Here is a 13,663-nt window from a genome sequence, read left to right on the forward strand (position 1 = left end):
ATAAGAATGATTCACAAAATGATAATAATTAAGACTAAAAAACATCGTCTTCCTGAATAGTTTCCATAATAAATTCTTTTAAACTCGGAGATATTTCTCCCATTTCGTCATCCGCGTGATACCAAATATATATTTTATCATCCATTTTTCCATTATTTATTTTAAAGCACAATTTATCCCCTGAACCATCGTCACCAATTATGATAAGATTTTCTGGTATAGACTCATCTCTCATGTCAATGTTTTGTCTAACAATATCATCCCAAGTTTTCGTTACATTTCTATTATCTTTAATCGGATATAGTATCCATTCCCCTATTTCAGCATTATTAACTAATTTAATAAGATCCCTATATTGATTTGGGAAAGCAGCACCTAGCTTTTCTTCCGTTTCTTTTATTTGCAACTCCAATACACCTTGTTTCTTTGTTTCAATATATTCTCTTACTTCTTTCATGAAATACACCTATCCTTTGAACTTAATTACACTATTATGAGTGAAAGTGTTTAGTAAACGATTTGATCCGATTTATATATTTCATTATACGTTAACCCTTCGTTTTCAACATACTATTCTTCTCTACTTCTCAATAACCTTCTGTTCTACTTCCTTACCTCATTCTTAATAGTTTTTCTAAACATGAGACAATTTTTATGTTTTATTACAGGTTTATTAATAAGTCATTTAAAAATCCTATTATACTTCCACTAAAAAAATAAAAGCCAGCCTCAATAAAGAGAACTGACTTCTATTTGGATCATTATAGTTACTATAAAATTTTTACTTTAACAGTTTTTCTTCCCCAATTCATAGCTTTACTTTTTGACCCCATTAATACATCAATACGATTACCTTTAATTGCGCTTCCAGTATCACCAGCGATAGCTTCTCCATAACCTTCTACCCATACTTTAGATCCTAATGGGATTACTTTCGGGTCAACTGCGATAATTCTCATATTCGGATTTGCCGTTAAATCATGCCCCATCGCAGTTAAAACGCGTCCACCATATGTACCATTTTCACTTGGATCAGCAGTATACGCTGTCGCTACTACCGTTAATTCACGTTTAGCAGACTGTATGTTGTTTTTTGATACTTCTTTCGCTCTCTCTTCTTCTTTAGCCTTTGCTATTTCTCTTGCTCTCTCTTCTTCTTTTGCTTTTGCTATTTCTCTTGCTTTTTCTTCTTCTTTTGCTTTTGCTATTTCTCTTGCTTTCTCTTCTTCTTTAGCTCTTGCTATTTCTCTTGCTTTCTCTTCTTCTTTTGCTTTTGCTATTTCTCTTGCTCTCTCTTCTTCTTTTGCTTTTGCTATTTCTCTTGCTTTCTCTTCTTCTTTTGCTTTTGCTATTTCTTGTGCTTTTTCTTCTTTAGCTTTTGCTATTTCTTGCACTTTTTCTTCTTCTTTTGCTTTTACTTCTTCTTTAACTTTTGCCTCTTCTTTAGGCTTTACTATTTCTTGCGCTTTCGGTTCTTCTTTAACTTTTACTTCTTCTTTAACTTTTGCCTCTTCTTTAGGCTTTACCATTTCTTGCGCTTTCGGTTCTTCTTTAACTTTTACTTCTTCTTTGACTTTTGCCTCTTCTTTAGGCTTTACTATTTCTTGCGCTTTCGGTTCTTCTTTAACTTTTACTTCTTCTTTAGGCTTTACTATTTCTTGTGCTTTCGTTGTTTCTTTCGCTTTTGCTACTTTCTGCGTCTTTACTTCTTTCTTTTCTTTAACTGATTTTTGTACTTTCGCTACTTGCTTCGTTTTCTCTTCAGTTTTCTTTTCAGTTGGTGCTGTACTTGATAGGAAAGAAACGTTTGCATAAGCAATTTTTCCTTTATACTCAAATTCCAACCATCCGTCTTTTACTTGATGCGTTGATTCAATTACATCATCTTTTTTTAGTCTGCCAAGAATTTCTGAATCTGTGTTTGCTTCGGTACGTACATTTAACAAATTCGCCGTTACATGATACACATCTTTTGTAAACTCCGAACTTACAAACACTTCTTTACCGTTCAATTCAATTTTTGACCAGCCATCTTCGGTATTGATGACTTTTAACTCTTGCCCATTCTTTACTTTTTCGACCACTTTTGATTCTGTAGTCGGTTTTTCACGTACGTTAAGTACATCTGCTGTTACGATTGTTTCTGCGGTAGCAGTTGTGGTAAACGCCCCCAATCCAAAAATAGTTGCTGTTGCTGCGCCAATTACTTTTTTCATATTAGCCTCCATTATATTTTTTTGAATTTTATCAAATGTCTCTGTAAAATTGTATAATTTTACATAATATCAAAACATTTGCAACGGTATATTAATACGGCTTAATATACTGTTATTAAAACTCCTCACTTCAATACTAACAAATTCTTATTTCTAATTCTATATATTATAAATCTCCTTATCTTTTATAAAAGCTTCATGCCCTTCTTCACACTAAATAGTTGTTGCAATTCCCGCCAAAAATAAACTTACGATTGCTAAAATTTGAGTAGCGACTATAGCCCCTCTTAAATGAAACTTATAATCTTTATATCCTTTCATACCTGCCGTACTAGGAATCACAACAAACCTTGGAGTAATCCAGCAAAAAATTAGCCAATCAATTATAAGTAAATCTACTAAATTGAAAATCATTAAAATACCAAAAGTGTGTAAATAAGCATCAATATACAATAATTTTTCATGCTTATGTAATATATATGTAGAAACGAAAGGACAACCGAAAAGAATAGCATTGTATACAATATTAAAGTAAATGGTTTGCTTTTTTTCATGAATCGATTTTGGAAAAACTACTTTTTGAATATCTTTTGGATAATCAGTTAATGAAAGTCGAGGATTATAATATAAGGACCCTAAAATCATTACGGATAGTACAATAGACATGATGATACCAACGTACATCATTTGCTCAAATTGATTCATATGCTTCATTCACCCTTTTCTGTAATTACTATGTTAATCATTCACTTAATTACACATTGTATGTACGTACATAATCAAAAATTAACATCTAGCTTTAATAGTGAAGCAAACAGATGTAAACCTACTAAAAGCAATGATCGATCCAAATAATATCCCTTCTCGCAAAATTTTACTAAGCGTAGGTTTTACATCGGAGAAAGTTTGTGAGATTGATGGATTACCTGGGGAAATTTTGAGCACATACATATAATTACAAAAAGGCAGTGCTACTTAAGTAGCACTGCCTTTTTCTTTATTGGAATAATCCTTTTCCTTTATTCATTTACTTATAAAGTATTGTCAGTTCTTCTTTATGTTCTGTATTTCCACATTATAAATATTTCACGTCAAGGAGAGATGACTGAAATGAATAATCAAAAAATTGAACTTACTGGTCGTATCGTTACACCTAATGATCCTGATTATAATTCAGCGCGTGAAGAATTCAATACATTCTTCAACAAATTTCCGTTAATCATTATTTTTGCTCAAAATACGCAGGATGTAGTAAACGCTGTTCGCTGGTCAAGGCTACATAACGTTCCTATACGCATGCGCTCTGGACGTCATAATTATGAGGCATTATCCGTCAGTAATGCTGGTCTTGTAATTGATGTAAGTGAAATGAAGCAATTAGAAATAGATCACAATAATGGAACTGTAACTATCGGGACTGGATGGAGAAATATTTCTTTAATTGAAACACTTGCAGCTGAAGGATTAGTTGTGCCGAGTGGTGTTTGTCCTACTCCCGGGATTGCAGGTGTTACTTTAGGTGGCGGACATAGTATTCTCTCTCGTCCGTTTGGATTAACTCTCGATCATTTACTTGAATTAGAAATGGTAGACGCGAATGGTTGTATAATACGCGCTAACGCCAAGTGTAACTCCGATCTCTATTGGGCTTCGCGCGGTGCTGGTGGTGGTAACTTTGGAATATGTACTTCGTTTAAGTTTCGAACACATAAAATTAATACGGTAGGATTTGCAGAAATAAGCTGGGGGATATCAGATTTAAAACCTGTATTAACCTCTTGGCAAGAATATACGCTACCTTGCGCTAATAAACGACTTACAACTACTCTTTTTATGTTTGCAGGATTAGAACCATCATTATTAATGCAAGGTGTATTTCTCGGTTCTGTACAAGAATTGCAGTCGCTACTACAGCCATTACTAGAAGCCGGTTCACCACTGCAAGTAACTATCGAAGAAATACCATGGGCAGAAGCAGCAGCGAAAATAGCTGAGAAGCAACCTGCAACACCTTTACCATTTAAAAGTGTTGGTCCATATGTATATGAACTATTACCAGAAGAAGGACTATCCATTATCGATCACTTTATTAATAATGCACCTCCCTTTTCCACCACCTCCGTATTTTTCCACGGATTAGGCGGTGCTGTTGCTGAGGTGCCAAATGAGGCGACTGCTTACTTTTACCGAAAAGCACTATCAAACATGTCAATATTCGCTACTTGGGAGCAACCAGAAGGTGCTGGCGGAAGTATTCGATGGGTTGAAGACTTCCGTTTGGCAATGCTTCCATTTACAAAAGGTGTCTATGTTAATACTCCTGACCTATCCATTAAAAATTGGCCAGATGCATACTTCAGTTGCAACTTTGACCGATTAATGGAAGTAAAAGCAAAATATGATCCGAAAAATGTCTTTAACTTTCCGCAAAGTATTCCGCTTTTTTAAACTATATATTCCACCTAGTATATCAAAATATAAAACATCCATTTTTTAAATGGGTGTTTTATAAACTAAGTTTACATAATATAATTATTAGTTACTTTTTTTGCTAAATATCTATTCAACAATCCAAAGTAACACTTTCTCAAACTCTTTTTTGGGCAACATACTTTCTTTTATATAGCCATTCTTTTAATTGTACTTCATCCAAAGTTTCGTTCCCCTCTCGTAATCTTTCACACTATATTCGCTCGTTTTTCACAAAAGGTTCATTTTACATGAAAATTTATTTATTACAATAAAAATATAAGGTATATTTTTAAGAAAAAGAGGATTTCAAGAATGAATCAAGAAGATAAAATTTACGCTGAAAAAGTGTTGGAAAATCTATTCATCGGATCACAAGTTGATGGATTACAATTTGGTATTTCTCCAGCCGCTATAAAGATTCATTTCACAAACTTTCACGACTCAGTTGATTATGACGGACAATTATATATCAATATCGAATCCAAATGGTGTTTATTTAATAAACCTCAAAAAAGATACCCATTAAATGAAGATGAATTTGAAGTTTATTCTGAGGAAGAAGAATATGAAAGAATATTTAAGATAAGAAGACAAAAAGTTACCGATATACGACTCGGCTTAGAAAGCCCTCATTTAATTATTACATTAGAGAGTGGACAAATTATTTTTGTAAATGGTTTTCATGATTATTATGAATGTTGGCAATCTGGTGTTCTATGTGAGCAATGGCTTGTAGTCGCTGCACCTGGGAATGAAATCGCCACTTGGGCTCCCGATGAGTTTATCGATAAATAAACTGTCTTCACGAAGAAGAACCGAAGATATTTTATGAACTACATAACTATTTCTATTACACTTAAACGAATGACCATTTTACTTTAATAGAACTCACTTTATTAAAGCTGAAAGGATGATAATGATGGCATGTGTCCATGATTTTGGAATAATTGACGATTTTACTTCTCAAAAAAATTACGAAGATTATACACCAGAGAAATATCATTGTATTTCTGTTGATGATGATATTATCAGTAGCTTAAATCGAAATTTATCAATTATGAAAACCTACTTTCATACAGTCAAAAATCAAGAACACGGTTTAGCTCATTACGGTATTACAATTATCCCGCCTGAATCATTAGCAATTTTCTATGAAACAGTTACATCTTCAAAGTTCTTCAGAAAATATGATGAGCTGAATGAGTTAGCTTCAAAAATTGTACAAGCCGCAGCAGAACAGAAGTACATGATCCATTATGGGGTTTAAATGTAATTCAAAAAATGCTTAGGATTTCTCCGAAGCATTTTTTGTATGTTACTAATAAATTTATTTCCTTAACCATTTAGTCCATGATTGAGCCTATGGCCCCACCTTTTACAAGTGAGGGCGCCCCTATTAATCTAAATAGGCGTCTCATTTCCAATCTTCCAGCTAAACCATTTCCCATGCCCTTCTGTTTCTCCAACCGTTTCACGATATTCGTTTCCGTTAATATAATAATCAATATGAAGGTCACGATCCCACATGTTGTTATAAAGGTGGAATACATCACGTTTTGCGCCAATTTCTTGTATTTGTTTTTCTAACTTATGTTTTACTTGTTCTGGTATTTGATTTGCGACGTGTGTATGGAAAATACAAATAACAGCTTCTTCACTTATTTGTTCAATAATAGATGATAATAGCTCTACACCGTCTCCTTCTATGAATTGGACAGATTCATTTTTTACTAAAGATGCAGCTTGATCAAACATCTCAAGCCTTTCTTTATGTTCTGGCCAAATTAAAGCACGTAACCATAAATAATCTTCCTCATTATGTAAATCATTCACATGTAAGTCCAGTCCGATTCTTTCTACGACAGATGGGCCTTCTTTTAGAAAATGCGGTACATTCTCCCCTCTTATTTCAGAAGTTACATGCACATTTGAATTTATATTTCCGTACATTTCATCCGTCCCGTACGAATAACTATATTGGTCCCAGAACAGTTGCAACCCAGAACTTGTCCCAATTTCAATTAACGCTAACGGCTTCTTCACTTTGTTAAATATGTAGCAGAAACTTGGGTATAAGTATGCACACCGTCTTACTTCATTCGTTTGAACGAGTTTCGTTTGTAACAATGTAATGATTTCTTCTCGGTACTCTTTACAGAAATCTTTAAAATGATCAAAAGCTTTATTTAAATTTGTATCGGCATTTTCAACTAAACTACTATAATACGTTTTTAAATGATGTTCTTTCCCTGCTAACAATAAATAATGTACTGCACCTAATAGTAAGTTTGGGACTGGTTGACCTACCTGAGCACAGGACGATAGTGTAAGTACTTCCTCATCTTCAGCAATTTTCATTGATAAATATTCATATAAATCACTTGACCCTTTACATTCCTTTATTGAAAAGTTTCGAAATAAGTTTGAAATTTGTTCTTTTGTACACATTAGAGTCCCTCCTTTTTATTTTTCAGAATAATCTTACCATTACAGAAAGAATAATCCTATAAAAAGGTACTCGATTTAGTCACTTAAGGATACGTAAGCTTTTTCGAGATAATTTCAAACTGTAATTTTTTTCTATTTATCACCTTAAAAGAGCTTGTTAAATAAGATTTTTAGCGAATAAAACGTTAAATAGTTTAAAATTATCAGATAACACTAGATATTTTAGTCTATTAATTATTATAATAGAGTATGAGATGGTTATATAATTGAGACAAAAAAGGTATACACCTAGGTGGGGCCTAGGCGGTGTTTCTCTTTTACGGCTTAGACATAGAAAACACCTACACTTTTTTGCCAATATAGGGGATGGAGAGATTATCATGAGCAACATGCAGCAAAAAACAGACGTTATCTTAATTGGTGCAGGAATTATGAGTGCAACGTTAGGCTCATTACTAAAAGAATTAGCACCAGAATGGGAAATTAAAGTTTTTGAAAAACTCGCAAGTGCCGGGGAAGAAAGCTCTAACGAATGGAATAATGCAGGTACAGGGCATTCTGCGCTATGCGAACTGAACTATACTTCCGAAAAACCTGACGGATCTATAGATATTAGTAAGGCTGTAAAAGTGAATGAGCAATTCCAGCTTTCAAGACAATTTTGGGCATATCTTGTAAAGAGCAAATTAATTCGTAATCCACAAGATTTTATTATGCCACTACCTCATATGAGTTTAGTACAAGGGGAAAAAAATGTTGAGTTTCTAAAAAACCGTTTTGAAGCGCTTTCAAAAAATCCACTGTTTCAAGGTATGGAATTTTCCGATGCTCCTGAAACATTAAAAAAATGGCTTCCACTCATTATGGAAGGCCGCACATCTAATGAATCGATGGCGGCAACGAAGATTGACTCTGGAACAGATGTTAACTTCGGTGCATTAACACGTATGTTGTTTGATTACTTAAAAACAAAAAATGTCGAGCTAAACTACAAGCATAGTGTTGAAAATATTAAGCGCACGAAAAATGGTTTGTGGGACGTGAAAGTACACGATATGAATAGTGGTAAAATTGAGCATCATACTGCTAAATTCGTCTTTATTGGCGGCGGTGGCGGTAGTCTACCTCTACTTCAAAAGACTGGTATCCCTGAATCAAAGCATATCGGTGGATTCCCGGTAAGTGGACTATTTATGGTATGTAAAAACCAAAAAGTTGTAGAGCAGCATCATGCGAAAGTGTACGGTAAAGCTAAAGTTGGCGCTCCGCCAATGTCTGTACCTCATCTAGATACGAGATATATAGACAATAAAAAAGCTTTACTGTTTGGACCATTCGCAGGCTTTTCACCTAAATTCTTAAAAACTGGTTCAAATCTTGACTTAATCGGTTCTGTAAAACCGAATAACGTCTTAACGATGTTAGCTGCTGGTGTAAAAGAAATGGGACTTACAAAATACTTAATTCAGCAAGTTATGTTATCGCACGAAAAACGTATGGAAGAATTACGCGAATTCATTCCGAACGCGAAAAGTGAAGATTGGGATATTGTAGTTGCTGGACAACGTGTACAAGTAATTAAAGATACTGATGCTGGCGGTAAAGGAACACTTCAATTTGGTACAGAAGTAGTAAGTGCAGCTGACGGCTCAATCGCCGCATTACTAGGTGCATCACCAGGTGCTTCTACTGCTGTTCACGTCATGCTTGAAGTATTAGAAAAATGTTTCCCAAGCCGCATGGTAGAATGGGAAGAAAAAATAAAAGAAATGATTCCTTCATATGGCATTTCACTAACTGAAAATCCAAGATTGTTCCAAGATCTTCACACTTCGACTGGTCGTACACTTGGATTAAACGAAAAAGAAACTGTTCATAATTAATGAAGAAATAAAAAAAACGTCCGATATATTCGGACGTTTTTTTTGTCTACTAAAAATTATACTTATCAATATTATCTTTCGTAAATACAACTCGTTCTGGCAATACGATAATTCCGTTTCCTTCTGCCTCATAATCATATCCTTGAATGGAGTTTGGCTCTACTTTCACTTTTCCGATTCCTTTTACTTCAAAGCTATCCCCTACTTTTAACTTCTTTCCTTTTACAACAATCTCATTTGCTACATAAGTTGCCAACGCACCTTGCTGTTTGACATCCCATAATCCGAATTGTTGTACTGTTCCTCGTTTTACATAATCACGCATAACGTTCGGTGTAGAAAATCCAGTTACCACTACTTTTTTATCCATTTTTAAGTTTTCAGCTGCTTGCGCCATGGCTGGGAGTGCTGTTGCATCTGGACAAATAACTGCGTTAATATCTGGATACGTTTTTAATATGTTCTCCCCTACGGATAAAGATTTTTGTGCGTTATTTTCACCGTACTGCGTCGTTACAATTTCCCAGTTCGGATATTTCTTTTTAATAATTTCTTTCGCTTTCGTTACCCATTGGTTTTGATCCGTTACTGTTGGACTAGAATAAAAGAACGCTACTTTCCCTTTATCTCCAATTTGCTTGGAAGTCATTTCAATTAATAAGTTAGCAAGTTGGTCTGGTGTCCCTTGACTTATATAAAAAGAACGGTCTTTGGGATTCACATCAGAATCCCACGTTAAGACAGTCATTCCTTTTTTCTTAGCACGTTGCAATGATTGCGATAAACCATCAACTGATGTAGAGGAAACCATAAGTGCATCATAATTTTGGTTAATAAAATTATTTATATACTTTACTTGCCCTGATACACTCGCTTCAGACGGCCCATCATATTTCACTTGTACGCCTAGCTTATCTCCCATCTCCTTTGCTCCTTCACCGCCCGATGTAAAGAAGCCAACTCCAGTTAATTTCGGGATAAATGCAAATTTCACATCATCCGCTTTTTTCTTATCTGCCGTTTGACTAGAACAAGCGATTAAACCTATTAAACAAATACATACAATCAATACAATCCCTAGTTTTCTCTTCATGACATTTCCCCCTTATGCCAACTCTGTCTTTTCCCCGCTAAAAATTGATGTAATTTGAAATGTCTCATAATAACTGAAAGAATAAGGATAATACCTATTACGACATTTGATTGTTCATTTGTTAAGCCTGTCATTTGTAGGCCATATTGCATAAGGCCTATAAAAATACTTGCAAGTACAGTACCGAAAATACTTCCTTTTCCACCTGTAATAAGTGTCCCGCCTAATACGACTGCTGTAATGATTGGTAATATTGTTTCACTTCCTATATCAGCACGTGCAGAACCGAAATATGCAGTTAAGAAAACTCCCCCTAATCCACCTCCTAACCCAGAAAGTATGTAAGCAATGATTACTACTTTCTTCGTCTTAATCCCGGTGTATTTTGCTGTATTTTCATTCGCACCTGTTAATTTTACGTAGCGTCCATATATCGTTCGGTGAAACAAAATTGTGTATACAATTGTTAATGAAATAAGTAACCATAATAAATTGGGTATTCCTATAAAACTACCATTTGCTAGTTTTACATAAGTATCAGGTAAACCGCTTATCCCTTCATATCCAGAAGCACCCGCCCCTCCTGAAATGACAAGCGCAATTCCTCCGTATAAAAACATCGTTCCGAGTGTAACGACTAGTGGTTCTACATCTGTCATTTTTATAATGAGTCCATTTAAAGCTCCTGCTAAACAACTAATTATTAGGGCGATTATGACAGCAAACAAAATAGGTATTCCGTTCATCCAAAGTACACCAATCAAGATCGAAGTGAGCCCCATTATTGATCCGACCGATACATCAATTCCTCCTGTTACAATAACGAAAGTCATTGGTATCGCCGCAATTGCGATAAATAGGAAATCATTTGTACTAAAAAGGAGATTACTAATATTTAAGAAATCACTATTTATAAAACTAAAAAGGATGAATTCTATAAGAAGTAATACAATTAGAACCCCTTCCCATCTATATAAATACTTCATAGATTCATCCTCCTTTTTGCCTTCCACTTTTTCATAACACTATCTAATATGATGATGAGTAATAATAAAAAGCCTGAAATGGCATTATTCCAAAATGCCGGTATTTTTAAAAAGACGAGTGAGCTGCTTATTGTTTCTAAAAATAACGCTCCTAATGCAGCTCCAAATATAGAACCTGTTCCTCCTTTTAAATGAATTCCTCCTAGTACAGCGGCTGCGATTACTTGTAATTCTAATCCTGTACCTGTTTGATTTGGGACGAACCCGATATTCATAACAAATATGCAACCAGCGAGCGCAGCGCTTATGCCTGAAATCATAAACGCATATATCTTCACTTTATTAACAGGTATACCAATAAGCCTCGCGCCATCTTCATTATCACCTACTGCATAAAAGTATCTTCCCAATGGCACTTTTCTTAAAAAGAAGTATAGTAGTAGTAAAATAATAAAAACGAACCATACAGTTATAGGTAAACCAAGAATGATGATAGATGACAGCTGCTTAAAATCGTTTGGAATATCTTCAATCCACTTCCCGCCTGTGAAAATTAACATTGCACCTCTAACAATTCCTAACATGCCTAATGTCATAATAATGGCTGGTACCCGAAACTTCGCAACTCCAATACCATTTACGAAACCGATAATGGCCCCAAGTATAATAGCTACAAATATCGACAAGAATGCACTATCCCCATTCGTTAACATCATTCCGCAAACTGCTGCACTTAACCCCATGCTTGAACCAACTGATACATCTATATTTTTCGTAAATAAGACGAACGATTGGCCAATTGCTAGCACGACTAAAATAACGCTAGATTTCATCATTAAAGATAATGAATTAAATTGAATAAAACTAGGGTTTATCATTCCTACAATAGCTATATACATTAGTAGTAACAGTATGATAGACGTTTCATGCATTTTTAACATACGTTTCATTTCGCTACACCTCCGTTTGCAAGGCGTGTAACTTCATTCACACTCAGTTGTTCTTTTTCCATATGAGAAACAAATCGTCCATTTCTCATTACATATACACGGTTTACTAATTGAACAATTTCTTCAACATCTGAAGAGATTAATAAAATTGCAAGTCCTTCCTTTTTCATTTTTTCTATCGTCTCATACACTTCAAGCCTTGCTTTCACATCAATTCCGCGAGTCGGTTCATCAAGAATAATAATTTTCGGATTACATGCGAGATACTTCGCAAGTACGACTTTTTGCTGATTTCCTCCCGATAAAGATGCGAGTTCTTCATTCATATTCTGTACAACAATTCGGAATTGTTCTATAAACAAATTAACTAAAGCGCTTTCTTTTTCTTGATTTATAAAAAAGCGATTATTTTGCTGTAAACTTGCTGCTGAAATATTTTCTTTAACAGAAGCAATTGAGAAAATTCCATTCCTCGCCCTATCCTCTGGCACATAAACTAGTCCTTCGTCTAGCCTTTTATGCAAAGAACACGTATCAATTGATTTTCCATCTAATAAGATAGACCCTGATTTTATAGTTTTCAATCCAAATATCGCTTCTGCTAATTCCGTTCTGCCAGATCCTATAATGCCAGCAACACCTACAACCTCTCCCGCATGTACAGTGAATGATATATTTTCGAATGCGTGACCATTTATATCAACCACTTCTAATATTTTTTTCGTCTTTGCTGTCTCTTGAACTACTTCTATTTTCTCTTTCTGTTTATATCCTTTTGGCAATAGTCCTTCCATCAGCATGTCATATGTATAGTCACATACATCACCTTGGCTTACAACCATTCCATCACGTAGTATTGCTACTTTGTTTGCAATTTCAAAGATTTCTGGAAAACGATGCGTAATATAAATCATCCCAATTCCTTTTTCTTGCAAGCTTTTCATCAGCACAAAAAGACTCTTAATTTCATGAGTTGTTAATGTCGATGTTGGCTCATCTAAAATAAGAATCTCAGCGTCTCGTATTAATCCTCTAATGATTTCTACTAACTGTTGCTGCGCAATGGATAACGATCCTCCCTGTTCATTAAGATCAATATCCCAACTTAAACTGTTAATTAATTGCTGAACTTTTACTTTTAGTTTCTTTCTATTCCCCTCTAATCCAATACATATATTTTCTTCAATGGTCATATGAGGAAAAATGAGCGGTTCTTGTGGTATTAAATAAATCCCTTCTTGGTGTGCTTCTTTTGGATTTGCAAACTGCTGTCTCTTTCCTTTCACATACATTTCTCCACTATCATACGAATATAACCCCGTTAATATTTTCATTAATGTCGATTTCCCGGCGCCATTTCCACCAACTAAAGCGTATATATCACCATGCTCTACTTGTAAGTTCACTTCCTTTAGCACAAGTTGATTCGAAAACGCCTTACTCATTTTCTTCACTTGTAATAAGGGCACATTCTCCACATGATGTCACCTGCCTTTACCCAGAACATTTTTTGAGAAAATGATTATTTGTTCTACTTGTTTTGTAGCATTGTATATTCCTTTTTTCATATCTAGAACACTTTTTTCAATGTACTATTAATCGTTTCAACTGGAAT

General features: G+C 34.7%; 12 protein-coding genes and 1 pseudogene. 5 read left to right on the forward strand and 8 right to left on the reverse strand.

The window, feature by feature from the left end:
- Positions 1-34 precede the first annotated feature (34 nt).
- The 3 genes from OXT04_RS04745 to OXT04_RS04755 all read right to left on the reverse strand — a co-directional run bounded on the left by OXT04_RS04745 (position 35) and on the right by OXT04_RS04755 (position 2,921).
- Positions 35-457, reverse strand: a complete 423-nt coding sequence (locus tag OXT04_RS04745; RefSeq protein ID WP_097821879.1) for an SMI1/KNR4 family protein — start codon at positions 455-457, stop codon at positions 35-37.
- Between the two features lie 313 nt (positions 458-770).
- Entirely contained in the window at positions 771-2,216 is a 1,446-nt protein-coding gene (gene entB / locus OXT04_RS04750; protein ID WP_267413491.1) for a cell wall-binding protein EntB, read from the reverse strand.
- Positions 2,217-2,429: 213 nt separating this feature from the next.
- Complete coding sequence (locus OXT04_RS04755; protein ID WP_016512657.1) at positions 2,430-2,921, reverse strand: hypothetical protein; 492 nt, start codon at positions 2,919-2,921, stop codon at positions 2,430-2,432.
- 97 nt (positions 2,922-3,018) lie between these two features.
- On the opposite strand from OXT04_RS04755, the pseudogene OXT04_RS04760 reads away from it, so the two are divergent.
- From OXT04_RS04760 to OXT04_RS04775, 4 genes and pseudogenes are all read left to right on the forward strand, one after another.
- Positions 3,019-3,171: pseudogene (locus tag OXT04_RS04760) on the forward strand (GNAT family N-acetyltransferase); the annotation flags it as partial.
- 155 nt (positions 3,172-3,326) lie between these two features.
- Entirely contained in the window at positions 3,327-4,664 is a 1,338-nt protein-coding gene (locus tag OXT04_RS04765) for an FAD-binding oxidoreductase (protein WP_267413498.1), read from the forward strand.
- 336 nt (positions 4,665-5,000) lie between these two features.
- Entirely contained in the window at positions 5,001-5,483 is a 483-nt protein-coding gene (locus tag OXT04_RS04770; RefSeq protein ID WP_016512655.1) for a hypothetical protein, read from the forward strand.
- A 121-nt stretch (positions 5,484-5,604) separates the two neighbouring features.
- The gene (locus OXT04_RS04775) at positions 5,605-5,955 is read left to right on the forward strand and encodes a hypothetical protein (RefSeq protein ID WP_003270899.1); all 351 of its coding nucleotides are present in this window, start codon (positions 5,605-5,607) and stop codon (positions 5,953-5,955) included.
- A 134-nt stretch (positions 5,956-6,089) separates the two neighbouring features.
- Here the strand turns inward: OXT04_RS04775 and OXT04_RS04780 are convergent, their stop codons facing one another.
- Positions 6,090-7,136 carry a DUF2332 domain-containing protein gene (locus OXT04_RS04780; protein ID WP_090977735.1) on the reverse strand — a complete coding sequence of 349 codons (1,047 nt, stop codon included), beginning with the start codon at positions 7,134-7,136 and terminating at the stop codon, positions 6,090-6,092.
- A gap of 380 nt (positions 7,137-7,516) precedes the next feature.
- Between OXT04_RS04780 and OXT04_RS04785 the strand changes: the two genes are divergently transcribed.
- Positions 7,517-9,019 (forward strand): malate:quinone oxidoreductase, encoded by a 1,503-nt coding sequence (locus OXT04_RS04785; protein ID WP_023522282.1) that lies wholly within the window; start codon positions 7,517-7,519, stop codon positions 9,017-9,019.
- Between the two features lie 49 nt (positions 9,020-9,068).
- Here the strand turns inward: OXT04_RS04785 and lsrB are convergent, their stop codons facing one another.
- From lsrB to OXT04_RS04805, 4 genes are read right to left on the reverse strand one after another with little or no spacing between them, the layout of a single operon-like run.
- Entirely contained in the window at positions 9,069-10,112 is a 1,044-nt protein-coding gene (gene lsrB, locus OXT04_RS04790) for an autoinducer 2 ABC transporter substrate-binding protein LsrB (protein WP_000823652.1), read from the reverse strand.
- Positions 10,109-11,098: an ABC transporter permease gene (locus tag OXT04_RS04795; protein ID WP_139213292.1), complete on the reverse strand. Its 990-nt coding sequence runs from the start codon at positions 11,096-11,098 to the stop codon at positions 10,109-10,111. The genes lsrB and OXT04_RS04795 overlap by 4 nt, the downstream gene beginning before the upstream one ends.
- A complete protein-coding gene (locus tag OXT04_RS04800; protein ID WP_088115448.1) occupies positions 11,095-12,048 on the reverse strand; it encodes an ABC transporter permease subunit in 954 nt (317 codons plus the stop codon). The genes OXT04_RS04795 and OXT04_RS04800 overlap by 4 nt, the downstream gene beginning before the upstream one ends.
- A complete protein-coding gene (locus tag OXT04_RS04805) occupies positions 12,045-13,526 on the reverse strand; it encodes a sugar ABC transporter ATP-binding protein (RefSeq protein ID WP_110496969.1) in 1,482 nt (493 codons plus the stop codon). Before OXT04_RS04805 ends, OXT04_RS04800 begins: the two co-directional genes overlap by 4 nt.
- Between the last annotated feature and the right edge of the window lie 137 nt (positions 13,527-13,663).

Origin of the sequence: Bacillus sp. GC_Bacil_1 (assembly GCF_026540675.1) — a bacterium.
GTDB lineage: Bacteria > Bacillota > Bacilli > Bacillales > Bacillaceae_G > Bacillus_A > Bacillus_A cereus.

Coding starts and splice junctions, on each gene's coding strand:
- OXT04_RS04745 (WP_097821879.1), bottom strand. CDS start 457: ATGAAAGAAGTAAGAGAATATATTGAAACAAAGAAACAAGGTGTATTG.
- lsrB (WP_000823652.1), bottom strand. CDS start 10,112: ATGAAGAGAAAACTAGGGATTGTATTGATTGTATGTATTTGTTTAATA.
- OXT04_RS04780 (WP_090977735.1), bottom strand. CDS start 7,136: ATGTGTACAAAAGAACAAATTTCAAACTTATTTCGAAACTTTTCAATA.
- OXT04_RS04775 (WP_003270899.1), top strand. CDS start 5,605: ATGATGGCATGTGTCCATGATTTTGGAATAATTGACGATTTTACTTCT.
- OXT04_RS04800 (WP_088115448.1), bottom strand. CDS start 12,048: ATGAAACGTATGTTAAAAATGCATGAAACGTCTATCATACTGTTACTA.
- OXT04_RS04770 (WP_016512655.1), top strand. CDS start 5,001: ATGAATCAAGAAGATAAAATTTACGCTGAAAAAGTGTTGGAAAATCTA.
- OXT04_RS04755 (WP_016512657.1), bottom strand. CDS start 2,921: ATGAATCAATTTGAGCAAATGATGTACGTTGGTATCATCATGTCTATT.
- OXT04_RS04785 (WP_023522282.1), top strand. CDS start 7,517: ATGAGCAACATGCAGCAAAAAACAGACGTTATCTTAATTGGTGCAGGA.
- entB (WP_267413491.1), bottom strand. CDS start 2,216: ATGAAAAAAGTAATTGGCGCAGCAACAGCAACTATTTTTGGATTGGGG.
- OXT04_RS04765 (WP_267413498.1), top strand. CDS start 3,327: ATGAATAATCAAAAAATTGAACTTACTGGTCGTATCGTTACACCTAAT.
- OXT04_RS04795 (WP_139213292.1), bottom strand. CDS start 11,098: ATGAAGTATTTATATAGATGGGAAGGGGTTCTAATTGTATTACTTCTT.